The sequence below is a fragment of the Vibrio sp. Vb2880 genome (assembly GCF_033337975.1).
Classification (GTDB): domain Bacteria; phylum Pseudomonadota; class Gammaproteobacteria; order Enterobacterales; family Vibrionaceae; genus Vibrio; species Vibrio alginolyticus.
The window spans coordinates 49,349-73,427 of record NZ_JAWORT010000018.1; the positions used below are offsets into that span (position 1 = coordinate 49,349).

At 45.6% G+C, this 24,079-nt stretch carries 17 protein-coding genes; 12 read left to right on the forward strand and 5 right to left on the reverse strand.

The annotated features are described in order from the left end of the window. Nucleotides 1-475: 475 nt before the first annotated feature. Nucleotides 476-1,783, forward strand: a complete 1,308-nt coding sequence (fadI, locus tag R7M92_RS18050; protein WP_005384447.1) for an acetyl-CoA C-acyltransferase FadI — start codon at nucleotides 476-478, stop codon at nucleotides 1,781-1,783. After that, nucleotides 1,783-3,894 carry a fatty acid oxidation complex subunit alpha FadJ gene (gene fadJ / locus R7M92_RS18055; RefSeq protein ID WP_005384446.1) on the forward strand — a complete coding sequence of 704 codons (2,112 nt, stop codon included), beginning with the start codon at nucleotides 1,783-1,785 and terminating at the stop codon, nucleotides 3,892-3,894. Before fadI ends, fadJ begins: the two co-directional genes overlap by 1 nt. Before the next feature lie 62 nt (nucleotides 3,895-3,956). On the opposite strand, the gene R7M92_RS18060 is transcribed toward fadJ, so the two are convergent. Both R7M92_RS18060 and R7M92_RS18065 read right to left on the reverse strand, forming a co-directional pair. After that, nucleotides 3,957-4,211, reverse strand: coding sequence for a hypothetical protein (locus R7M92_RS18060; protein ID WP_005384444.1), 255 nt, complete (start codon nucleotides 4,209-4,211; stop codon nucleotides 3,957-3,959). A 167-nt stretch (nucleotides 4,212-4,378) separates the two neighbouring features. Further along, nucleotides 4,379-7,156 carry an insulinase family protein gene (locus tag R7M92_RS18065; protein ID WP_318133926.1) on the reverse strand — a complete coding sequence of 926 codons (2,778 nt, stop codon included), beginning with the start codon at nucleotides 7,154-7,156 and terminating at the stop codon, nucleotides 4,379-4,381. A 374-nt stretch (nucleotides 7,157-7,530) separates the two neighbouring features. Here R7M92_RS18065 and sixA point away from each other — a divergent pair, with 374 nt between their 5' ends. After that, nucleotides 7,531-7,995, forward strand: a complete 465-nt coding sequence (gene sixA, locus R7M92_RS18070) for a phosphohistidine phosphatase SixA (protein WP_005380537.1) — start codon at nucleotides 7,531-7,533, stop codon at nucleotides 7,993-7,995. 96 nt (nucleotides 7,996-8,091) lie between these two features. Here sixA and smrB read toward each other — a convergent pair whose 3' ends face one another. After that, entirely contained in the window at nucleotides 8,092-8,622 is a 531-nt protein-coding gene (smrB, locus tag R7M92_RS18075; protein ID WP_318133928.1) for an endonuclease SmrB, read from the reverse strand. 62 nt (nucleotides 8,623-8,684) lie between these two features. Between smrB and prmB the strand changes: the two genes are divergently transcribed. After that, nucleotides 8,685-9,617 (forward strand): 50S ribosomal protein L3 N(5)-glutamine methyltransferase, encoded by a 933-nt coding sequence (gene prmB / locus R7M92_RS18080; RefSeq protein ID WP_005380541.1) that lies wholly within the window; start codon nucleotides 8,685-8,687, stop codon nucleotides 9,615-9,617. 179 nt (nucleotides 9,618-9,796) lie between these two features. Then, entirely contained in the window at nucleotides 9,797-10,882 is a 1,086-nt protein-coding gene (gene aroC, locus R7M92_RS18085) for a chorismate synthase (RefSeq protein WP_053349555.1), read from the forward strand. 223 nt (nucleotides 10,883-11,105) lie between these two features. Here aroC and R7M92_RS18090 read toward each other — a convergent pair whose 3' ends face one another. After that, nucleotides 11,106-11,729: a trimeric intracellular cation channel family protein gene (locus R7M92_RS18090; protein ID WP_005380544.1), complete on the reverse strand. Its 624-nt coding sequence runs from the start codon at nucleotides 11,727-11,729 to the stop codon at nucleotides 11,106-11,108. A gap of 332 nt (nucleotides 11,730-12,061) precedes the next feature. Between R7M92_RS18090 and R7M92_RS18095 the strand changes: the two genes are divergently transcribed. The 3 genes from R7M92_RS18095 (at nucleotide 12,062) to R7M92_RS18105 (ending at nucleotide 13,552) form a co-directional block, all read left to right on the forward strand. Continuing rightward, on the forward strand, nucleotides 12,062-12,592 hold the full coding sequence (locus R7M92_RS18095) for an elongation factor P hydroxylase (RefSeq protein WP_213897693.1): 531 nt from the start codon (nucleotides 12,062-12,064) through the stop codon (nucleotides 12,590-12,592). Nucleotides 12,593-12,617: 25 nt separating this feature from the next. Then, a complete protein-coding gene (locus R7M92_RS18100; protein WP_017635933.1) occupies nucleotides 12,618-12,881 on the forward strand; it encodes a YfcL family protein in 264 nt (87 codons plus the stop codon). A gap of 146 nt (nucleotides 12,882-13,027) precedes the next feature. Then, on the forward strand, nucleotides 13,028-13,552 hold the full coding sequence (locus R7M92_RS18105) for an NADPH-dependent FMN reductase (protein ID WP_005380552.1): 525 nt from the start codon (nucleotides 13,028-13,030) through the stop codon (nucleotides 13,550-13,552). A 76-nt stretch (nucleotides 13,553-13,628) separates the two neighbouring features. Here R7M92_RS18105 and mnmC read toward each other — a convergent pair whose 3' ends face one another. Then, entirely contained in the window at nucleotides 13,629-15,647 is a 2,019-nt protein-coding gene (mnmC, locus tag R7M92_RS18110) for a bifunctional tRNA (5-methylaminomethyl-2-thiouridine)(34)-methyltransferase MnmD/FAD-dependent 5-carboxymethylaminomethyl-2-thiouridine(34) oxidoreductase MnmC (RefSeq protein WP_262606916.1), read from the reverse strand. Between the two features lie 128 nt (nucleotides 15,648-15,775). Here mnmC and fabB point away from each other — a divergent pair, with 128 nt between their 5' ends. From fabB to R7M92_RS18130, 4 genes are all read left to right on the forward strand, one after another. Beyond that, nucleotides 15,776-16,987, forward strand: a complete 1,212-nt coding sequence (gene fabB, locus R7M92_RS18115; protein WP_005380557.1) for a beta-ketoacyl-ACP synthase I — start codon at nucleotides 15,776-15,778, stop codon at nucleotides 16,985-16,987. A 340-nt stretch (nucleotides 16,988-17,327) separates the two neighbouring features. Continuing rightward, a complete protein-coding gene (locus tag R7M92_RS18120; RefSeq protein WP_005380560.1) occupies nucleotides 17,328-18,461 on the forward strand; it encodes a 4-phosphoerythronate dehydrogenase in 1,134 nt (377 codons plus the stop codon). Continuing rightward, nucleotides 18,458-19,471 (forward strand): aspartate-semialdehyde dehydrogenase, encoded by a 1,014-nt coding sequence (locus R7M92_RS18125; protein ID WP_318133930.1) that lies wholly within the window; start codon nucleotides 18,458-18,460, stop codon nucleotides 19,469-19,471. The genes R7M92_RS18120 and R7M92_RS18125 overlap by 4 nt, the downstream gene beginning before the upstream one ends. Before the next feature lie 197 nt (nucleotides 19,472-19,668). Then, the gene (locus R7M92_RS18130) at nucleotides 19,669-23,964 is read left to right on the forward strand and encodes a FimV/HubP family polar landmark protein (RefSeq protein WP_258460710.1); all 4,296 of its coding nucleotides are present in this window, start codon (nucleotides 19,669-19,671) and stop codon (nucleotides 23,962-23,964) included. The last annotated feature ends 115 nt before the right edge of the window (nucleotides 23,965-24,079 follow it).

The following is a 24,079-nucleotide window of genomic DNA, read 5'->3' on the forward strand; positions in this document are numbered from 1 at the left end:
TGGTGGATTCTTGAATTATTTTGAATCAATAATCGCTCTAGGTGAGCTTAAAACTCGTAAAATCACTATAAAATTGATCTATTTCAAAATATCAAGCAGTGAAGGGGTTATAGTACACCTTGTCATCTCGTTAGTCATTGCGACTAACATGTTGAGCAAGATGACACTTCCTTTTGAAGGCTGACTTTACTTTCTCCTAATCAGGAAACTGATTACTTTTCAATTGGCGTAAGTTAATTGTTTTATAGATATTCCGACCACACAGTTATGTGTGGTTTTTTTTTGCTTCGATTTTACTTTCCGTATACCTCTTACCGTTTTAACTCTCTATAGTTAACCATTAGTAATCGCATAAGAATCAAAGAAGTAGAGTAATTGAACTACTTGCTTCACGTTTATTTAAACGCACGTTTGATAAATTTAACAAATTCATTACAATGCATCAGGTCAGACCTCTTGTATTTAAGGAGAAACAATGGGCAAGCAGGAAGTAAAAACACGCAATGGTGAGCGTGTCGCTATTGTCGCGGGGCTTCGAACTCCCTTTGCTCGTCAAAGCACGGAATTTAGCCAAGTGCCAGCGGTCGATTTAGGGAAAATGGTAGTAAGCGAAATGCTTGCTCGAACAGATATTGATCCGAAGCTAATCGAACAAGTGGTATTTGGACAAGTAGTACAAATGCCTGAAGCGCCAAACATCGCACGAGAAATCGTGTTAGGCACTGGTATGAACATCCATACTGATGCATACAGTGTGACTCGAGCGTGTGCGACGAGTTTTCAAGCGGCGGTTAATGTCGCAGAAAGCATCATGGCGGGAACCATCGATATTGGTATTGCTGGCGGTGCAGACTCTTCTTCCGTCCTGCCTATTGGCGTATCAAAGAAACTGGCCGCTAATCTGCTTGCTCTTAGTAAGACAAAAACAATGGGTCAGAAGCTTAGTATCCTCAAAAACTTGAGCTTTAAAGACCTGATGCCAGTGCCACCAGCAGTAGCAGAGTACTCTACGGGTTTATCCATGGGACAAACTGCAGAGCAAATGGCTAAAACACATGGTATTTCTCGCGCAGAACAGGATGCGCTTGCACATCGTTCTCATACGCTGGCTTCTCAGGCTTGGAAAGAAGGAAAAATCCAAGATGAAGTGATGACGGCTTTCCCTGAACCATACAAAAAATGGATTTCGGAAGACAACAATATCCGTCATGACTCAACGGTTGAGGGATACGCGAAATTGCGACCTGCGTTTGATCGTCAGTATGGCAGTGTTACGGCAGCGAACAGTACGCCATTGACTGATGGTGGTGCGGCAGTGATGTTGATGCGAGAAGGTAAAGCGAAAGAGCTCGGAATGGAGATCCTTGGTTACATCCGAGGTTATGCATTCTCTGCTATCGGCGTGGAAAAGGACATGCTGATGGGGCCGACTTATGCCACAGCGAAAGTGCTTGAAAATACAGGCTTGGAACTGTCAGACCTGACGTTGATCGACATGCACGAGGCCTTTGCTGCTCAAGCATTGGCGAATGTGAAGATGTTTGCTTCCGATAAGTTTGCTCAAGAAAACCTTGGTCGCTCAAAAGCGATTGGTGAAATTGACATGGATAAGTTCAACGTGCTTGGCGGATCAATTGCTTATGGTCACCCATTTGCTGCGACTGGTGCGCGTATGATGACGCAAACCCTACGAGAGCTAAAACGCCGTGGCGGTGGTATTGCATTGAATACTGCATGTGCTGCTGGTGGTCTTGGTGCGGCAATGATTCTGGAGGTTGAGTAATGAGCGAGCAAAAAGCATTTAGTCTAAAGGTTGATGAGCAAAATATTGCTTGGTTAGCCATCGATGTTCCTAATGAAAAAATGAATACGCTGCAGGCGGCTTTTGCTGACGAAATGAAAGAAATTTTTGCTCAGCTAAAAGACTCCAGTGGTATTAAAGGGATGATCATCCACTCCCTAAAACCGGACAATTTTGTTGCGGGTGCTGATGTTCGAATGCTAGAAGCATGCACCACAGCAAGTGAAGCGGAAGCCTTAGCAAGGCAAGGTCAGGAGTTGTTCCAGCAGCTATCGGACCTACCTTATCCTGTCGTTGCGGCTATTCATGGCCCATGTTTGGGCGGTGGTTTAGAACTGGCTCTTGCATGTGATTATCGTGTTTGTACGGATTCTGACAAAACGCGTTTAGGTCTGCCAGAAGTACAACTTGGTTTATTGCCAGGTTCTGGTGGTACTCAGCGTCTGCCACGTTTGATTGGCCTGTTACCGTCGTTGGACTTGATCCTGACGGGTAAACAACTTCGTGCGAAGAAAGCTAAAAAATTGGGCGTTGTGGACGCCTGTGTGCCTGACACCATTTTGCTCGACGTAGCAAAACAGTTTATCGACAAAGGTAAAAACAAGGGCACGAAAAAGCTATCGACGAAAGAAAAGGTGATGTCTGGTAGCGGGCTAGGGCGCAAGTTTGTATTTGAGCAAGCTGCGAAGAAAACGAATCAAAAAACTCGCGGTAACTATCCAGCAACGGTTGCAATTCTAGAAGTTATTCAACATGGCTTAGAGAAAGGCTTCGCTAAAGGTCAAGAACTTGAAGCGAAGCGCTTCGGTGAGCTTGTGATGAGCTCAGAGTCAAAAGCGCTCCGTTCGATCTTCTTTGCCACAACAGAAATGAAGAAAGAAAATGGCACGGATGCGAAACCAGCACCAGTTCATAAAGTTGGTGTGCTTGGTGGTGGTCTGATGGGCGCCGGAATCAGCCATGTGTCTGTTGCAAAAGCAAAAGTACCTGTTCGCATCAAAGACGTTAGCAACGATGGCGTTTTAAACGCGCTCAACTACAACTACAAGTTATTTGAGAAACAGCGCAAACGTCGCATTCTATCCAAGGCCGATCTGCAAGCGAAAATGCTGCAACTGTCTGGTGGTGTCGATTTTACCAGTTTTAATCATATTGATGTCGTAATTGAAGCCGTTTTTGAAGACTTAGATCTTAAGCAAAAAATGGTGGCGGACATTGAAGCGAACGCTAAGACAGAAACTATCTTTGCGACCAATACTTCTTCGTTGCCTATCCACAAAATTGCAGAAAAAGCAGAGCGTCCAGAAAACGTAGTTGGTTTGCATTACTTCAGCCCAGTAGAAAAAATGCCTTTGGTGGAAGTGATTCCGCATGAAACGACGTCAGATGAAACCGTTTCAACAGTTGTTGCACTTGCTAAGAAGCAAGGTAAAACCCCGATCGTAGTGAAAGACAAAGCGGGCTTTTACGTGAACCGCATTCTTGCTCCATACATGAACGAAGCGGCGCATATTTTGTTGGCTAACGAACCGATCGAAAAGATTGATACGGCGTTGCTTGATTTTGGTTTCCCTGTTGGCCCGATTACCTTGTTGGATGAAGTTGGTGTCGACATTGGCGCGAAAATTATGCCGATCCTGGTTAATGAGTTAGGTGACCGATTCAAAGGGCCGGATGTGTTTGATATCTTGTTAAATGATGGACGTAAAGGACGCAAGAGTGGTAAGGGGTTTTACACTTACAAGGGCAAGAAGAAAGATGTCGACAAATCGGTTTACAAACTGCTTAAGCTCGACCCTGAATCTAAGCTAAGCGATAACGATATTGCGTTGCGCTGTGTGCTGCCAATGCTGAATGAAGCGGTACGTTGTTTGGATGATGGTATCATTCGCTCGCCACGTGACGGCGATATTGGCGCGATATTTGGTATTGGTTTCCCACCGTTCTTGGGTGGTCCGTTCCGTTACATGGACCAATTTGGCATTAAAGAGCTCGTAGAGAAAATGAATGAGTTTGCATCGAAATATGGCGATCGTTACGCGCCGTGTGATGGTTTGCTTACTCGAGCTGGTGAAGGGACAACGTTTTATTAAACGTTGCTTCGGTAGAGAAAAAGGCTTGCCAGTGGCAAGCCTTTTTCATAAATAAGAAATGGTTACTTCTTCTTGTCTTTCTTATCTTTATTGTGGCCTTTACCAGGGTTGTCGTCCCCATGAACGCTGCTATTACCTTTTTTGTCTTTATCATTCCACTGTTTTGAAGAGCAATCATCTGATTTGATGGATACATTGTCTCCGCTAAGGCGCACACAGTCGTCACTTAGTTCGAAACCATCGCCTTTGACTGAGATTTCAGCGTGAGCAGATGCCAATGGCAGTATAAGAGCCACAAGTAAAAGTGCTTTTTTCATGATTACCTCATTAAGTTATTTTTAGTGCGGTAATTAGAGCATAAGCCGCAATGGCGCAATTTCAATTTTCTGCCAATTATGGTGCCGATTCAATCTATGAGACCGACAGCCTCATAGGTTTGTAGGTTCATTCTAGTAATCGACAATTTTATTTCTGCGCAACTAGATCACCCCAAGCCGCAATCTTTTGGCCGAAGTTGGAACTCTTCAATCGATCCTATTTCTTGTCCTAGATGGATGCGCGGAGCCTCCGAATGCGCTTGACCTTGAGAGTGCATGATCAAACGATTTGCAGTACGAGGTTTCAATTCGTTCACAACGAAGCGAATCATGTCTGCGCGCGTCAGCTTCTTCAACTCCGCCAGTACCTTGTCACGTTGGTTAAACTCAGTGTCCTTATTTCCTATCGCAACCCAAAGACGTTGAGCCCGTCCTCGAAGTGTGGTGTCCGGCGTTGCTATTTGGTTCCACAAGCCGCGCTTACTGCTGTGCCATTGGTAATCGTTTAACTCTAACAGCACCATATAAAAGGCATTTAAAAACTCATCGATTGAGGTAACCAGCTCGGCAGGTGCTGCATTAGGTGACTGCACATACAGTACAATACCAGGGTGACGATTTAGCGGCATATTGCCAGTGCCTACCATGTAACCTAATTGCTGCTTGGTACGGATTTCGTGGAAAAACGTTGCCGACATAAGGTGATTGGCCAATGAGTATAGCGCGATACTGCGAGGCTCAATATCCTCGCACTGGTGGTAAATAACGACCGCGGAATCTTGCTGGTTACAATGCACCTCACGTTGAAAACTGCCATTTTTACCTAGCATAATGAGAGGACGAAGTGCCTCTTCATAACGTTGCTCGTTAACTCTTAGAGCATCCTTTAAGGTCGTTGCCATGTCATGGGCTTGCTGGCGTTGCCAGTCTCCGTAAACAAACATTTCAACGTGCAGTTCTGCAAGAATGGATTCTACGAATATCGAGAGTTCATCGACTTCGATTTCTTCTAGCGCTTCGACTAAGGTTGCGAAAGGCGGGTTATTGGGTTGAAGTAACCCAGTAAGTGCGTTAAACAGCTGCGAAATAGGGCGATCTTGTGAAGCATTTCTCCAGTTTCGTAACAGTTGTTGTTTGATGGTTTCAAAGCGAGCAGGGCTGAAATCTCGAGAAGCAAAACGGTGCAGAATCATTTCTAGCAACTGAGGCAGCTTTTGACTGAACCCTGAGAGGGTTAAGGTCACGCCACCTTGGTGAGCGTACATGTTGTAACCCATCCCTGCGATTTCTGCTTGATAGGTTTCTTTTGCTAGCGAATCGAGGAACATCTCTACACATAAGCGCGTTTTGACGATGTTCTTTGGTGATGCAACGGCATGAGAGCTGTCGATAGCGACATAAACGACACCTTTAGGCACGCGAAATTCGTCATCTTGCAAATGCCACAGCCGAAACCCTTCGAGATCCTCAATCAACTCTGGCAGCGAATCACCATTTTCGAGTGGCATGGGGTCGAGGTCGTAGCAAATATAAGGGTTCTTTTTCGGTAAGACGAATTGCCAGCTTGGGTCGATTTGTTGATAGAAACGACGTTGGTCTTCACTAAAAGGTGTGACGGAGTACGGGGTAAAGTACCATTCGGCAGTACGGTTGTATTCCAGGCCTTTAGCAATCAAAGTGACGCGTACATTATCGATGGTTAAGTATCGCAGCAATGAGCGCTGTAACTCCTCATCGTAGCCCGCCATTTTGTAGTCACCATAAACCGTGTCTTCCGGTTGATAGTGCTGCATGTTGATCACCAGATGGCTGACGAGATCCATTGGGCGCGATGGCTCTTGGAAGCGAAAAGCCGATTCTAATACCGCTTGTTTTTCGAGATAGCGCCATTCATCTAACCCGTCTTGTTTGATCATCGAGAGGTATTGAAAAACTGCTTGAACGATATCATCAACATGATCTAAGCCGTTTGGCGTCAGGGTGCAGCTTACGGTAAAGTCTCGGTAGTTACTGCCACTCGCGCCGCCGCCCGCTGAGAGAGAAGTAATCCAGCCTTTTTCTTTGAGTTGAAGCATCAAACTGCCTTCTCCTTCATAACCCAACAGGTGAGCAAAGTAGGAGAGTGGCTTCACGCTATAATGCGCATCCATTCCCGGCATGGGGAATGTGAGAATCAGTTTACGGAACTCTTTGAGCGGCTCGACTTGAACCAAAATGCCCGTGCTTTCCTCAGTGCCGATCGGTACATCAATCGATTTTCCACGAAGATGGTGATTTGGGATGTCGGCAAACATGGCTTCTACCCAAGCTTGCTGTTCATCGAGCGGCTGTGGCCCAAATAGAGTCAGTGTCATCAAATCGGCGGAATACTGAGAGTGGTGAAACTCCACAATTTCGTCGCGGATGGATTTACCATCTCGGTCGCCAAGAGTATCTAAGTTTCCGACAGAGAATTTTGAAAACGGGTGCTCTGGGTTGATGACTTCTTTGTTAACTTGATACAGGCGACGAGAATCATCATTGAGTTTGAGCTTGTATTCGGAGTCGACAGCCTGGCGTTCTTTGTCTAATGCTTCTTCGTTAAACAAAGGTGCGGTAAAAAATTGGCTAAATCGATCTAAGGCACTTTCAAAGGCATTTGGAGCAATATTGAAAAAGAAACAAGTGTGCTCTGTACCAGTCCAAGCGTTGTTTGTTCCACCGTGTTGGCTAATATAGCTTTGAAACTCGCCCACTTTAGGGTATTTTTCCGTACCCAAAAAAAGCATGTGTTCTAAATAGTGTGCCAGACCTTGGCGATCGTTTGGGTCGTCGAAGTGTCCAACGTTCACTGCCAGAGCAGCTGCCGACTGTTGAGCTGTATCGGAATGAATCAGCAGTACACGCAGTTCATTGCTCAAGGTAATGTAGCGGTATTGATTTGAATCGTTAGGACTTAGATGCACGATGCGTCTCCAGATTTCGCATTACAGTAATTTAGGCTCCCCTCGCGGGGGGCGCAAAGTTTGCGTTTCGACAAATACTGCTTGCCGTATTTTTGTTATTCGTAGACTTCTGCACAGGCCCATCGCGTTTGCGTATGGGGAAGAACTGTTTGAGTGAATGCTCTGAACTCATTGCACAGTTAAATAGTGTGATGAACTGAGTACATTCTTTTAATAGATTGTTAAGAAAGTCGCTATCTTTAACAAGCGAATTGGTATAATGAACAGATAATTATATCAGTATTTTTGTTTCGTCATTGTTAAAGTTAGCCCCGTCTATCTAATAAAGATAGCAGTCAACCTTTTGGTAGCGTTAGCTATCCCTAGGAAATAACATGAAAATATTCATCATGCGTCACGGTGAAGCCGAGCATTTTGCAGATTCAGACGCAGCACGACAATTGACCCCAAGAGGCAGAGTCGAATCAGAAGCGGTTGCTAGAGCCTGTAAAGAACAGGGTTTTGCGCAATTCGATAAAGTGTTGGTGAGTCCGTACATTAGAGCTCAACAAACTTGGCAAGAGATCAGTGCGTATTTCTCTGCAAAAAGCATTGAAACTTGTGAAGATATTACACCTTATGGCCAGTCCGAGCATGTCTTCGATTTCGCAAGTGCGTTAATCGAAGTCGAACAATTGGACTCGCTTTTGTTCGTATCGCATTTGCCTTTGGTCGGTTATCTGACTTCAGAGTTTGTAAAAGACATGACACCTCCGATGTTTCCTACATCAGGCCTAGTGTGCATTGAATATGATTTACAAACACAAAATGGTGAAGTGCTATGGCATATTACGCCATAAGTGTCTAAACCAAAATAAGCGTTTGCAAATTAGAGACCGAATAAGAAAGGCAGGAGATCCCTGCCTTTTCGTTTCGTCGTGTCTACAGCAAGCTTGTTACTTTTCAGGAATTGAAAGCAACACTAACAACGCACCATCACCACCAAATTCTAGTGGCGCTTGGTGAAAAGCCATAACGTCAGGATGCTGTGCTAACCAAAGTGGGGCTTTCTGTTTCAGGATGTGTTTCCCAATACCATGTTGCACACACGCACAATGAATCTCGTTTTTGATGCAATAGGCTATCATCGCACCAAGCTCGCGTTTTGCTTCTTGCTGTGTCATGCCGTGCATATCGAGGAACACGTCCGGTACATACACGCCACGACGTAGACGTTTGACTTCATAATTGGAGACGTCGTCACGTGCATAACGAGTTGGACCTTCATCGTTTAATAGAGGGACAAACTCGTCTGAAAAGTAAAATTCAGAGTCACTCGCTTCACGGTTGGAGCGCTTGATTTCTTTTTGCTTAGTATTTTTTTTTGGTTGCTGGATTATGGTATCCTGTCGCAACTTTTTTACGCCCTGTACTGCTTCCTGAAACAAGGCGAAATCGTCATCGTTCTCGGTGTCTTTTTTGCTCATTAGGTAAACAATTTCATTAATAAACTTTATTGGCAGTATTGTAGCGCTTTTCGGAGGCAATTTTGGATAAGATTTTTGTAGAAGAAGCGGTATCGGAGCTGCATACCCTTCAAGATATGATTCGTTGGACGGTAAGCCGCTTTAATGCAGCGAACCTGTTTTACGGTCATGGTACTGATAATGCGTGGGATGAAGCAGTTCAGCTTATCCTGCCAACCTTATACTTGCCGATTGATGTGCCTCCGCACGTATTGAACTCTCGCCTAACGACAAGCGAGCGTCTGCGTATTGTTGAGCGCGTAGTAAAACGCATCAACGAGCGTACGCCAACAGCATACCTAACCAACAAAGCATGGTTCTGCGGTCTTGAGTTCTTCGTTGATGAGCGTGTACTTGTACCACGCTCTCCAATCGGTGAGTTGATTCAAGCGGAATTCCAACCTTGGTTGGTGGAAGAGCCTACGCGCATCATGGACCTATGTACGGGTTCTGGTTGTATCGCGATTGCTTGTGCGCACGCTTTCCCTGAAGCAGAAGTGGATGCGATCGACATCTCTACAGATGCTCTACAAGTGGCTGAGCAAAACGTACAAGATCATGGCATGGAGCAGCAAGTGTTCCCAATTCGCTCTGATTTGTTCCGTGATCTTCCAAAAGAGAAATACAATCTAATCGTGTCCAACCCACCATATGTGGATGAAGAAGACATGAACAGCCTGCCAGATGAGTTCACGCATGAGCCTGAGCTTGGGCTAGCTGCGGGTACGGATGGTCTAAAACTAGTGCGTCGTATTCTTGCTAACGCGCCAGATTATCTAACAGATAACGGCATTCTTATTTGTGAAGTCGGCAACTCAATGATTCATATGATGGAACAGTACCCAGAGATTCCATTTACTTGGATTGAGTTCGAGAACGGCGGTCATGGCGTGTTTATGCTAACGCGTGACCAGCTGGTTGAGTGTGCAGAAGAGTTTAAACTGTACAAAGACTAATAGAGTCTTGCACTAAACATCAAAACACCGAGCTTTATGCTCGGTGTTTTTTTATGCATACCTCGCCGATATTAACTCTTTACATCAAAACGTAATAAAGCCACTATGAATCCACGAAGAATTGGAAAGCAGCTATGCTCTGTTTTGAGAGAGCGTGGCGATAAAAACTTGAGGAAGTAATGGCAGGAAACAGTATCGGACAACATTTCCGAGTGACGACATTCGGGGAAAGTCACGGTATCGCACTGGGATGTATCGTAGACGGATGTCCTCCGGGGTTGGAAATTACAGAAGCAGATCTACAAATCGATCTCGACCGCCGTCGTCCAGGCACATCACGTTACACCACACAACGTCGTGAACCGGATGAAGTTAAAATTCTTTCTGGCGTTTTTGAAGGCAAAACCACGGGCACATCGATCGGTTTGCTAATTGAAAACACCGATCAGCGCTCAAAAGACTACTCTGACATCAAAGATAAGTTCAGACCGGGTCATGCTGATTACACTTACCACCAAAAATATGGCATCCGCGACTATCGCGGTGGCGGCCGTTCTTCAGCTCGTGAAACCGCAATGCGTGTGGCTGCTGGTGCAATCGCGAAGAAATACTTAAAAGATGAGTTTGGTGTTGAGATTCGTGCTTACTTGTCACAAATGGGTGATGTATCTATCGACAAGGTAGATTGGAACGAAATCGAGAACAATGCATTCTTCTGCCCTGATGCTGACAAAGTAGAAGCATTTGACCAACTTATCCGTGACCTGAAAAAAGAAGGCGACTCTATTGGCGCAAAAATCCAGGTTGTGGCAACTAACGTGCCTGTTGGTCTTGGGGAACCCGTATTTGACCGTTTGGATGCAGACATCGCGCACGCACTAATGAGCATCAACGCGGTGAAAGGCGTGGAAATCGGAGACGGTTTCGAGGTGGTAACCCAAAAAGGCAGTCAGCACCGTGATACGCTTGCTCCTGAAGGTTTTGGTAGTAATCATGCGGGTGGCATTCTTGGTGGTATCTCGACTGGTCAAGACATTGTCGCAAACATTGCGCTTAAGCCAACATCAAGTATCACTGTGCCGGGTGAGACCATCACAAAAGAAGGTGAACCAACTCAGTTGATCACCAAAGGTCGTCATGACCCATGTGTGGGTATTCGTGCTGTGCCTATCGCAGAAGCGATGCTGGCTATTGTGGTGATGGATCATTTACTACGCCACCGTGGTCAAAACCATGGCGTAACAACTGAAACACCGAAGATTTAAGAGCTTTGTGTCATTCCAGCGAGCTATAGCGAGACTAGGAATCTAATTTCAGCACGATGAAAAGAGAAAGAAACATCTCTGACAACAGAGTGCTCGGATAATAGATCCTGAATCATGCTCCTTCGTCGCTGTTCAGGATGACTGAATATAAAATTATGCCACTCACTGAATCGCGGGTGGCACAATTTTATCAGGCAACCTTTTTTGTTTAAGTAGTTTTTGCTTAATGAATCGAGCCTTCGGTTTCCAAATGGAAAGAAGGCAGACGCCACTTAAAGCGTACCGCAGCCATACGCAACATGTAACCAGTAACCAGTGTAATAATAGTGGCAGTGACATCGGGAACATTGAATTCTAATAGCGCTAAGTACATTCCTGATGCGATAAGAGCGACAGAAGCGTAAAGCTCTTCATGCAGTACCAATGGTGTTTGGCGACAGATTAAGTCGCGAAGTAGCCCACCGAATACACCAGTTACTAACGCTGAAACCATACAAATACCAGGGTGCAAGCCCATGCCCATCGCAATTTTTGTTCCGATGATACTAAACACGATTAAACCTAATGCATCGAGGCGAATGAACAGACCTTTCAGCTTAATCACCCATTTCGCTAAACCTGTTGTTAGCACACCTGCAACACACGTAATTGCAAGGAACTCTGGGTTTTTTACCCAACCAAGAGGGTAGTGGCCTAATAGAATGTCACGTACGGTGCCACCACCAATGGCCGTTGCGCTGGCCACCAACATAACACCAAACCAGTCCATCTTTCTTCTACCAGCACTTAACGCACCTGTCATGGCTTCAGCCGTGATACCAATGATATACAACACACTTAGCAACATAGGGAAACACTCAACGTAAAAAGTCACTACGTTCTACGAGAATCAGCGTAGGCGAAGTAACAACACTTACAAACGGTTCTATCTCTCTTAAAAAGTGATTAAAACCAGCAACATGCTTGTAATCAAACGGCTTAAAAATAGCGGTTTGAACGGCATCAAAATAAGGCGAGAGTGTAGTGGTAAATAAGTACGCTGACGAATGAGAAATTGTATGGAGAAAGCGATGTTCAGATAAATTCAACTAATAACCAAAAATGTGGGGTTGCCTTTACCTCATAGCTAAAAACAGCGACAATATGCAGCGCATGTCAAACTGAAGTACAAACTCGACGATGACCCACGAATACCAAGACTTAATCACCATTTTTAATGACACCTTTTTAGAACAATTTAATACGAAATTAGAGTTAGGTGGTGATGAGCCTATTTATCTTCCTGCTGATGATGAACACCCTCATCATCGGATTATTTTTGCTCGGGGTTTTTACGCCTCTGCTTTACACGAGATTTCGCATTGGTGTGTGGCTGGTCCAGAGCGTCGTTTGCTGGAAGATTTTGGCTATTGGTATGAACCCGATGGGCGAACAGCAGAAGTTCAAGCGGAGTTTGAGAAAGTTGAAGTGCGACCTCAAGCTTATGAATGGATTCTGGCACAAAGCGCTGGCTTCCCTTTTACGGTGAGTTGTGACAATCTACACGGCGATTTTGAACCAGATAGGCTCGGCTTTATGAAAAAAGTGCATAAAGAAGTGCTAGGTATTTTGGACGTTGGCTTGCCTTTGCGAGTGAAAATGCTTTCTGATGCCCTGCGCGCATTTTATCAAACTAAGCCACTGGAAGCGTCGGACTTTTTCGTTAAATAACCACTAATAACCTCAGAGATACACCATGATTATTGAATTTGAAGAAAAACTACTGGAACTGATTGATGCTCGAATTGAAACAGCATCTGACGATGAATTGTTTGCTGGTGGTTATTTACGTGGTCACATCTCTTTATCCGCGGCGTCTTGTGAAGAAGAAGGGATTAGCGATATTACTGAGCTGAAGTCACGCATTGAGAGCAGCTTAGAAAATGCGCGTACCGAGTTAAGCCCGGCCGATCGCGTGATTGTCAGTGATTTGTGGCAAGAGCTCCAGGCTCAGGCTTAATCCCTAAGCAGCGTTCTCCCTTTATTTAATCCTAGTAATTTACTACTTCGAAAAATTCGAACCTCTCCATAAAATTTTTGTGGTTGTAGCGAAACTGTTCAACTTTTATTCTGATCAGCATAAAACGTGAACAAAGGATTACAACCATGAAAATTGTCGCATTTGGTGCATCTACCAGCTCTACCTCAATCAACAAACTACTTGCTACATACGCAGCAAATCAAGTCGAAGGCGCTCAAGTGAATGTTCTAGACTTAAACGATTATCAAGCGCCAATGTTTAGCGAGGACAAAGAGAAAGAAATAGGTCAAGCTGAAGGGGCTGTCGCGTTTTTACGTGACTTGGCGGAGGCTGACGCTCTCGTTGTTTCCTTCGCAGAGCACAACGGTTCGTACCCAGCGGCCTATAAAAACTTGTTCGATTGGGCGACGCGCATTGAGCGTAATGTATTTCAAAACAAACCTGTCGTTTATTTAGCAACTTCCCCAGGTCCCGGTGGTGCACAAAGTGTTCTTGCGGCGGCGACAGGTTCTGCACAATTTTTTGGCGCGGATGTAAAGGCGTCGTTATCTGTGCCGAGCTTCTACGAAAATTTTGACGTGGAATCGGGTAAGGTTGTAAACCCAGAAGTGGCAGAGCAAGTGAAACAGGCAGTTGCACTGCTGAAGTAATCTCAGTACGAGCGACTTAATGAGTTAGCGATTCCCGACACGTATCTGTGTCGGGAATTAAAACGAGAGAATACTCTTACAGCTCGGTAATGGCTTTGCCTTTTCTTAGTTTACGAACCCACATTCGACTTGGGTGAAGTTCGCTCAATACATCAACCGGTAATGGCAGCGGGTCCCCACAGATCTGGGAGGCCAACACTTCAGCTAATAATGGTGCAGAGCTCAGTCCACGAGATCCTAAACCTAAGAAGCAGAATAGGTTAGGGTACTGATGAATGGTTTCTACCTCTTCTTCTTTTTGATTTTGTAAGTTGGCGTATTGCGTTTTGATCGTCTCAAAGTCACCCACATTTCCGACAAATGGTAAGTGATCTCGGCTAACACAACGAATACCTTGGCGAGATTGATTACCAGTGATATCTACCTCTTTTGCCCATGTTTGATTCGGTACACATTTCACTAGCTTTTCCGCATTATCTTTTTGGGCGTTTTCATCAAATTCGTAGTCAAGGTGACTGCGGTCGTAGCTTGCACCGATACACAAGTGTTGATTACTTGGGTTAACAGGTGTCATGTAACCGTCGTAACACAACACCGTTTTCAGCTGACTCAGCGTTTCGGTTGCTGGCGCATGACTGACTTGTCCTTTCACTTGTCCCATTGGTAGGGAAGCGGTTTGACTCAATGTCTGGAACTCATGGCCGTTCGCAATTACAACCGTTGAGTGCTCAAATGTTTGACCACTCGCCGTTAGTAGCCAGAGCTGACGCTTTTCATCCCAATCTAATGCCTCAACAAGATGTTCAAACTTCGTTGAGAGTAACGACGTCTTCTCCAATTGTTTAATTAACCCGCGAGTTAACTCGGCAGGGCACAGCCACCCTCCCATTGGGTAGTGCACAGACGCCATATCAATAGGTAACCCGATAGTGTTCGCAGTTTCCTCGGCGGACAGCTTTTGAATGAGCTCTGGAGTGAAGTTACCCGCAAGCATTTTCTCCAGTTTGTCTGTGGATTTGTCATCCCACATCAACTGAGTTACGCCACACCAGTCATGATCAAAATCGATCTCTTGTGCTGCTTGTTCAACAAACTGACGTGCGAACAAAAATGCAGGAGCAAACACTCGTGAAACACCCGTATGCGGGCCATTAAGCAGTGGATAAACGGCTCCTTGTCGATTGCCTGAAGCTCCTTTGGCTGGTTGTTTGTCTTTACAGTAAAGGGTGACGTTTTGGCCACGACGAACTAACGTTTTCGCTAACGCCGCGCTAGCTATACCACCACCAATGATGGCAATCGAATCAAGATTGCTAGATGCTGAGCGATTGAACCAAGGGAGATGGTTCGATTGCTTTTCACGTTGCTCCATAGAGCCGGCGATCATTTCTCGCTTAGTGCCGAAACCTTTCACCTTTTTCATTGTAAAGCCAGCTTCGTTCAAACCACGACGTACAAAGCCTGCTGCGGTAAACGTGGCAACTGTACAATCTTGCTTGGCTAGCTTTGCCATGTTGTTGAACAGGCCTTGGTTCCACATTTCTGGGTTTTTGCTTGGCGCGAATCCATCTAAGAACCAAGCATCAATCAAACCTTGTTCGTTGTATGGAACTTGCGGCATGCAGTCTTTAATGTCACCAAACCAAAGGTCGAGTGTGATTGCGCCGTCTTCTAAAACAATGCGATGACACTCCGGCACAGCGGCAGGGTAGTGCTTTTGTAACTTTTCCGCGTATTCAGCTAGCTCAGGCCAAGCTTCATGCGCCTTCTTTAAATCGGCTTTGCTTAATGGGTATTTTTCAAAGCTAATAAAATGCAGCTCTTTCAATGTTGCGTCCGGATGCTGACGACGAAACTCACTAAACCACTGGCATACTGCTAAGAAGTTTAATCCCGTGCCAAATCCTGTTTCACCAATGACAAAACGTCTTTGGTCAAATTCCTGCCATCTTTCTGGGAGATGATTTTGTTTTAAGAAAACGTAGCGTGTCTCTTCAAGACCGTTTACGTTAGAGAAGTAAACATCATCAAATTGGTCTGAAACCGGAGTACCAGCTTCGTTCCAACCAAGTTCTGCGTTTTTTATTGAAGTCATAATGGTGCAAATTTGTGATTTGGCGCGGTAAGAATGGGGCGATTGTACGAATTTATGGGAAAGCTGACCACTTTTGTTGACTATCTTAGTTATCATCTAGCGGATTTTTGAATTATAGGAATGTCATAATGAAACGAGTCGTAATCACCGGTATGGGTATTGTTTCAAGTATCGGTAACAACGTCGAAGAAGTTCTAGCGTCTCTTAAAGCGGGCAAATCTGGCATCACTGCATCTGAGCAGTTCAAAGAACACGGTCTTCGTTCGCAAGTATGGGGTGACCTAAAAATCAACCCGGCGGAACACATCGACCGTAAGCAGATGCGCTTTATGGGTGATGCGGCTGCTTATGCATACCTATCAATGGAGCAGGCAATCGCAGACGCTGGTCTTACAGAAGAGCAGGTTTCAAACGATCGTACCGGTATCGTTGCAGGTTCTGGCGGTGCTTCTGCATACAATCAAACGGTAGCGACAGACACGATGCGCGCCAAAGGCGTAAAGCGAGTTGGTCCTTACATGGTTCCTCGTACTATGTCTTCTACTGTTTCTGCTTGTCTTGCTACGCCATTTAAGATTCGTGGCGTGAACTACTCAATGAGCTCTGCATGTGCAACATCTGCACACTGTATCGGCCATGCTATGGAGCTTATTCAACTAGGCAAACAAGATATTGTTTTTGCTGGTGGCGGCGAAGAGCTAGATTGGTCTCAAACTATGATGTTTGATGCGATGGGCGCACTGTCAACCAAATACAATGACACGCCAGACAAAGCATCTCGTACATACGATGCAGACCGTGACGGTTTTGTTATCTCGGGCGGCGGCGGCATGCTGGTTATTGAAGAACTAGAGCACGCACTGGCACGTGGTGCGAAAATCTACGGTGAAATCGTAGGTTACGGTGCGACATCAGATGGCTACGACATGGTAGCGCCATCAGGTGAAGGCGCAATTCGTTGTATGAAGATGGCGATGCAAGACGTTGATGGTGTGGATTACATCAACACGCACGGCACATCGACACCAGTTGGTGACGTGAAAGAGCTTGGTGCTATCCAACAATTGTTTGGTGAGAACAGCCCTGCAATCTCTGCAACAAAAGCAATGACTGGCCACGCACTCGGCGCAGCGGGCGTGCACGAAGCAATTTACTCAACACTTATGCTAGACAAAAACTTCATTGCTCCAAGCATCAATATTTCAAACTTGGACGAAGCAGCACAAGGTCTGGACATCGTGACAGAAGCTCGTGATGCAGAGCTAACGACCGTAATGTCAAACAGCTTTGGCTTTGGCGGCACAAACGCAACTTTGGTTATTAAAAAGTACCAAGGTTAACTGAATTTGTTGGCGCCTTGCGAGAGTACTGTAAACGCCAACAATCCAGTTTCCAGAGCTTGATCAGTCACACTGATCGAACAGACGCAGACTCTATCCCATGGAGAGCGGGATAGGATCCTTTTGTTCTGGAACTTTGCCCGGCTATTTAGCCGGGCTTTTTCTTTTCTCTGTTTCTGCTTTTCTCTAGGCTTCCCGTCAATCGATTCTATAGGAGTTACCTCCTTGAGGTTTATTGGTGTTATATCTTGAGATTTTTCGGGAAAAGGGCACAATCGCTTTAGTTTCGCATCTTGCGAATAAACGAACTCTTACAAATGGATGTTAGAACGCTGGCGCTATGAAAATTATTGTTGATGAAAATATGCCGTATGCTGAAGAACTATTCAGCCAACTCGGTAACGTAATTCTAAAACCAGGTCGTACACTGACCGCCGATGATTTAGTGGATGTTGATGCCCTAATGATTCGCTCAGTCACCAAAGTGAATGCTGACCTGATCAGCAAAGCAAACAAGCTGAAGTTTGTTGGTACGGCCACGGCAGGCATGGATCATGTTGACCAAGCACTCTTAAAAGAGAAAGGCATTTTCTTCACTGCGGCGCCAGGGTGTAACAAAGTGGGTGTGGCGGAATACGCGTTCAGCGTGATGATGGTGCTCGCTCAGCAACAAGGTTTCTCGGTATTTGACAAGACGGTAGGTATTATTGGTGCAGGCCAAGTAGGTAGCTACCTAGAGAAATGTTTGAAAGGCATGGGTATTAAAGTTCTCATCAATGACCCATTCAAACAAGAGGCTGGTGATCCTCGTAGCTTTACTCCGTTGACAGAACTGATTGAAAGCTCAGACATCATTACACTACATACGCCAATCACCAAAGATGGCCCATACCCAACGCATCATTTGATTGATGAGAAGGTATTAAATGGTCTCCGCAGCGATCAAATTTTGATTAACGCGGCTCGAGGTCCCATCGTTGACAACGCTGCTTTGAAGCAACGTCTTTTGAAAAATGATGGCTTTACAGCGGCACTCGACGTATTTGAATTTGAACCAGAGGTTGATATGGAGCTTCTGCCTCTGCTAGCATTCGCAACCCCTCACGTTGCAGGCTACGGCTTGGAAGGGAAAGCTCGCGGTACAACGATGATTTTCAACAGCTACTGTGAGTTCTTAAATAACGAATTACGTGCGCATGCCAGCGATTTACTGCCAACCGCGCCTGTTCCTACTATGGTATTGGACAGAGCTTGGGACGAAGCAACACTGCATAACATCACGCAGTTAATCTATGATGTGCGTAGAGATGACGCTCTTTTCCGCCGTGAAATCAGTAAGCCAGGCGCTTTTGACCTGATGCGTAAAAACTACTGGGATCGCCGTGAATACAGCGCTGTCACGCTAGTGGGTAACAAAACATGTAACCTTGCTCCATTAGCAGAACTAGGTTTTCAGATTGAGGTAAGTCAATGAGCCAGCAATATAATGTTGCCATTTTAGGTGCGACCGGTGCGGTCGGTGAAACAATTTTGGATGTGCTTCAAGAGCGCAAATTCCCAGTAGGCGAAATCTTCCTACTCGCGAGTGAGCGCAGCGAAGGCAAGACTTACCGCTTCAATGGTAAAACGGTACGCGTTCAAAACGTAGAAGAGTTCGATTGGTCTCAAGCGCATATCGCACTGTTTTCTGCTGGTGGTGAGCTATCAGCCAAGTGGGCTCCAATTGCCGCTGATGAAGGCGTGATTGTTATCGACAATACATCACACTTCCGTTACGAGTACGACATTCCTCTTGTTGTGCCAGAAGTAAACCCAGAAGCGATTGCAGAGTTTCGTAACCGTTACATCATCGCGAACCCGAACTGTTCAACCATCCAAATGCTGGTGGCACTAAAACCAATTCACGATGCGGTGGGCATTGAGCGTATTAACGTATCAACTTACCAATCGGTGTCTGGTGCAGGCAAAGCGGGTATCGATGAGCTAGCAGGTCAAACGGCGAAGCTGCTAAACGGTCTGCCCGCAGACAAGAAGCAATTCTCTCAACAGATCGCGTTTAACTGTATTCCACAAATCGATCAGATGATGGAAAACGGCTACACCAAAGAAGAAATGAAAATGGTGTGGGAAACACAGAAGATCTTTAACGATCCATCAATCACAGTCAATCCAACGTGTGTACGTGTTCCTGTATTCTACGGTCACGCAGAAGCACTTCACATTGAGACTCGTTCACCTATCGATGCACAAGAAGTCGTTAACTTGCTTGAACAAACTGATGGTATCGAAGTGTTCCACGGTGAAGACTTCCCTACACAAGTTCGCGATGCGGGCGGTAAGGACCATGTAATGGTTGGTCGTATCCGTAACGATATCAGCCATCATAGCGGAGTAAACCTGTGGGTTGTTGCTGATAACGTGCGTAAAGGCGCGGCAACTAACGCGGTGCAAATCGCAGAAGTTCTGATCCGCGATTACTACTAAGTCGCTTACAGTTCATTTCAAAGCCTCGCACAGTGCGAGGCTTTTTTGTACGAACGAAACAAAATAGTGTGAGATTAGTACGAATATGGCGAGAGCCACACATTTTTTATTCTCAACGCTATAGTTTTGCATGCGATATCCGATATATTTAACCGATCACCATTTCAAATTGTATCTAGCACAAAACTGAGCCTTCTATGCGTCAAAATTATAAGCGTTTGTTAGCAGCCCTTGTGTTGATGAGCGCGACTCAGACATCATCAGTGGTTCAAGCCGAAGGAATTCGTCTTGTTGGACCGTCTGGTGAAGTGCAATCATCTCCGAGCTATGCTGAAGATATTGAGCGAGCATTACCTGCTCCTCCTGCGAATACTCAACCGTCACGTTTCTTTGGTCCGACTGGTGAAAATCAAACACTATGGTCGATCGCTTCAGAATTACGACCTTCACGCGGTGTTACCGTTCAACAAACGCTTCTTGCCATTTACCGAATTAACCCTCAAGCGTTTGAGAACCAAAACATTCATGAATTGATCCCAGGTAGTCGGCTACGAGTACCTTCTCTAGAGCAAGTGCAAAGCGCGACCACAGCGCAAGCTGTTGCGATTATGAAGGCGCATGAAGCTAAGTTAAAACAGCCGAAGCCGACAAATAGAGCGACGCCAGCACAACGAGTCACCGAGCAACCAAAGCCACAAATTAAAGTAGAACCCAAGCCTGCGGCTAAGCCAGAGACAGTGGCAGCAACGGAGCCAAAACCAACTCCGAAAACAATACCCGTCATCCCTGCGCCACCAGTAACCACCTCTCCGCAGGGTGAAAAGCAGGTCAGTGCGCTAAAGGACAAACTTCAAGGCTCACAAAGTGAATTAGAGTCATTAGAAGAGAAGAATCATCGTCTTCGATTGATGCTGTCAGAAGTGCAAAGCGAAGTCGAAACTTTGAAAAGCGAGCTGAATGACGAAGAACGCATTCGCTCGGAAGTCGAGAAGCTGCTTGCTGAAGAACGCCAGCGCCTTGCTGAACAACAACGCATGCAACCAAGCACCATGGACAAAATTTTGTCGAATGGTTGGCTTGTTGGTCTTGCGGCATTAATTCCTGGTGCTTTGATTGCGTTGCTAGTTGTTATGCTTCTTGGTCGACGCTCTAAAGCGAAAGAGGAAGATGCGGCTGCACAGGAACAGCAAAACGTTGATCCTCTTGCGGCGCCAATCGGTTTAGCGGCGGCGGATGAGCTTGATGAAGAGCTCACGCTTGATGATGAATTGTTTGCAGATGAAGATATCAACACACAGTCTTTACAAGAAGAGAAGTCAGATTTAGAAGAAGACGTCTTTGCTAACCTCGACGATGAAGAACTTGATTTCAATCTGGAAGGGGACGATGACCCATTTGCAGATATTGGCGATGACGGTGACCTAGATGTTGGTCTGGATGAGTTTGAGTCATCGAACAATGGTATCCAAGTCAACGGCGAAGAAAAAGCGCTTGGTTTAGAAGAAATGGAGCGAGCCTTAGATGAGGTTGCTCCAGAACTAGAAGTGCTCGATGACGATGAGTCTGGCTTCGATCTTTCGGATGATGTGAATGAGAAATCAGACTCGCTTTCAGACGACGCATTTGCCGAGTTACTTGCAGCCGATGAGCCGTCAGAAGAGTTACCAAGTGACACTGTCGACCAGGATATGCTTGATGACTTGTTTGCTGAACTTGGCAACGATGACTTCGATTTAGATACTGATGAGCCTGAGTTAAAACAGCCCGTTTCGGATGATGACTTTAGTGTAGGAGAGGCATCTGACGACGATATCGATAAGCTATTGGCCCAGTATGAACAACCGGCTAGTGAATCGGAAGTTCGAGAAGCTGACGCCAATGAAGGTCCTGTTCTAGATGAAAACAGTACAGAGCTACTCGATGAACTCATTGATTTTGATGAAGATGACACAGACGAGTTTGATCCACTAAACGAGCTAGAAGCAATCTCTGGTTTTGAAGGTGATGACTCGATCGAAGAGTTAGACGCAGATAGCACAGACTTACTGGACGAACTCATTGATGATGTTACCTCTGAACTTGATGAAGAGACTGAAGCTGATTTAGATCCGTTTGATGATCTGATTCGAGAGGACGAGAGCCCAGAGCAGAATAAATCGGAAGAGGAAGAGTTACTGAAATCACTTGGTTTTGGTGAGCCAGACGCCGACGAAAAGCCATCTCCCGTAGTTGGGTCAGAACAAACTCATGAAGATCAGGACATTGAGTCTGGGTTGGACATCGACGCTTTATTAAGTGAAAGCCAGCCAGACACGCAACAAGCTGTAGAAGATCAACCATTAACCGAGCCAGAGGCTGCCTCAGAGCCATTTAGCAGCGATGAATTTCTTGGTGATTTAGAGGACCTCTCACCAGAGAATGATCCTTTAATGAGCGAGCTAGACGACCTATTTGAGTCAGACAGTGAAGAACTTCTGCCAACAGAACAAGAAAAAGCGGATTTTTCTGCTGAACTTGACGCTCTATTTGATAGTGAAGACGATTTACCGCAGCAAGTTGAAAAAACACAAACGGAGATAGAGGAAGCTTCATCACTACAACAAGAGGCTACCGATACTGATTCAACACAAGAACCATCCGTGGAGTCCGATGCTGAGGTACAGCCTCACGTTGAGCAAGAGGAAGACATTCCAGCCTTCACGCCGACACCAAATACAATAGAAAATGAATTCGGTGTTCCACAAGAAGAAGATTGGCTACTGGATGAACCTGAATTGGAGCCGGAAACTGAGTCGACCAACGATTCAGAAGATGAATTCAATTTTGACGAGCTAGATCTTCCAGAATTCAGCGAAGAAGATGCTCTAGCATCTATGGCTGGCGAACCTGCGTTAGAAACGTCCGAGTCCGTTGAGTCAGAACAAGTTGAAGCAGGCTTACCAACTGAATCAGAAGAAGAATTCAATTTTGACGAGCTGGATCTTCCTGAGTTTAGTGAAGAAGACGCATTGGCGTCTATGGCGGATGAGCCGGAGTTAGAAACGTCCGAGTCCGTTAAACCAGAGCAAGTCGAAGCTGACTTACCAACCGAGTCCGAAGAAGAGTTCAATTTTGATGAGCTGGATCTTCCTGAGTTTAGTGAAGAAGACGCATTGGCGTCTATGACGGATGAGCCGGAGTTAGAAACGTCCGAGTCCGTTGAACCAGAACAAGTTGAAGCCGACTTGCCAACTGAATCAGAAGATGAATTCAATTTTGATGAGCTAGATCTTCCTGAGTTTAGTGAAGAAGACGCATTGGCGTCTATGGCGGATGAGCCGGAGTTAAAAACGTCCGAGTCCGTTGAGCCAGAACAGGTTGAAGCCGACTTGCCAGCTGAATCAGAAGATGAATTCAATTTTGATGAGCTGGATCTTCCTGAGTTTAGTGAAGAAGACGCATTGGCGTCTATGGTGGATGAGCCGGAGTTAGAAACGTCCGAGTCCATTGAACTAGAACAAGTTGAAGCCGACTTGCCAACTGAGTCCGAAGAAGAGTTCAATTTTGATGAGCTCGATTTGCCAGAGTTCAGCGAAGAAGATGCCTTGGCGTCGATGGAAGAAGAGCCAGAATTACCGAGCTCTGAGACTGCAGATATAGAACCAATCTCCGGTGAGGATGAAGAGTTAAGTTTTGACGACCAAGATCTTCCAGAGTTCAATGAGGAAGATGTTCTCGCGTCAATGAACGAGGGTGCGTCAGAGAGCCCTAAGGTTGAAGCAGAGACATCGAGACCAGCTATTCAAGCCGATAACGATCATGATGCTTTGTTTGAAGTATTTGCGCAGCAAAACGGCTTTGATACTGACCCAGAAGTGCAGCCAACAGCGACAGAGGGTGAGCCGCTCAGTAATTTGGATGATGAATCATCAATGGCTAACCTTCTTGCGGAAGACGCAAACTCAGAAGTATTTGAAGGTAAACTAGACAGTGACACCATCGCAAGTGCAGGTATGGATTTTGAAACCATGCTTGATGTTGGAGATGATTGGGATGGCTTTAAACCCGCTGCTGATAACGTAAGTTCTACTGAAGAAGTGCCTGAGGACCAGCGTGATGTTTGGAATTCGAGTGATGCACTAAGTCAGCCAGAGATCGCGCAAGAGAACTGGGCAGAGCAAAGCGACTTGGATGACTTCGACCCGAAGAAAAATCAATTTATGACGATTGATGAATTGATGGCTCAGGTCGACAGAGAAGGTGGTGAGTTCGAAGAAGAAGACCTTAAGCTCGATGTCGGATTGAACGAGTTTCCAGATGTTATCGGCGAGATCGGCGATATTGACGTAGATAACAATGCTGAAGCGGCTGGGAAACTGGATTTGGCTAAAATCTATCTCGAGATGAACGATTCTCAAGGGGCGATTAAACTACTAGAAGAGGCGATTGTTTACGGTGAGGATGATATTCGCCGCGAAGCAAAAAGCCTGATTGACGCCATTAATGGCCGATAAACCGAAACAAAAGGGTAGCGTTTGCTACCCTTTTTGTGTCCCGTTAGTAGGATGCTACCTTTATGTCACCCTTGGTGAAACTGGCAACTTGAGGTGACTTGAGTATATACTTCCC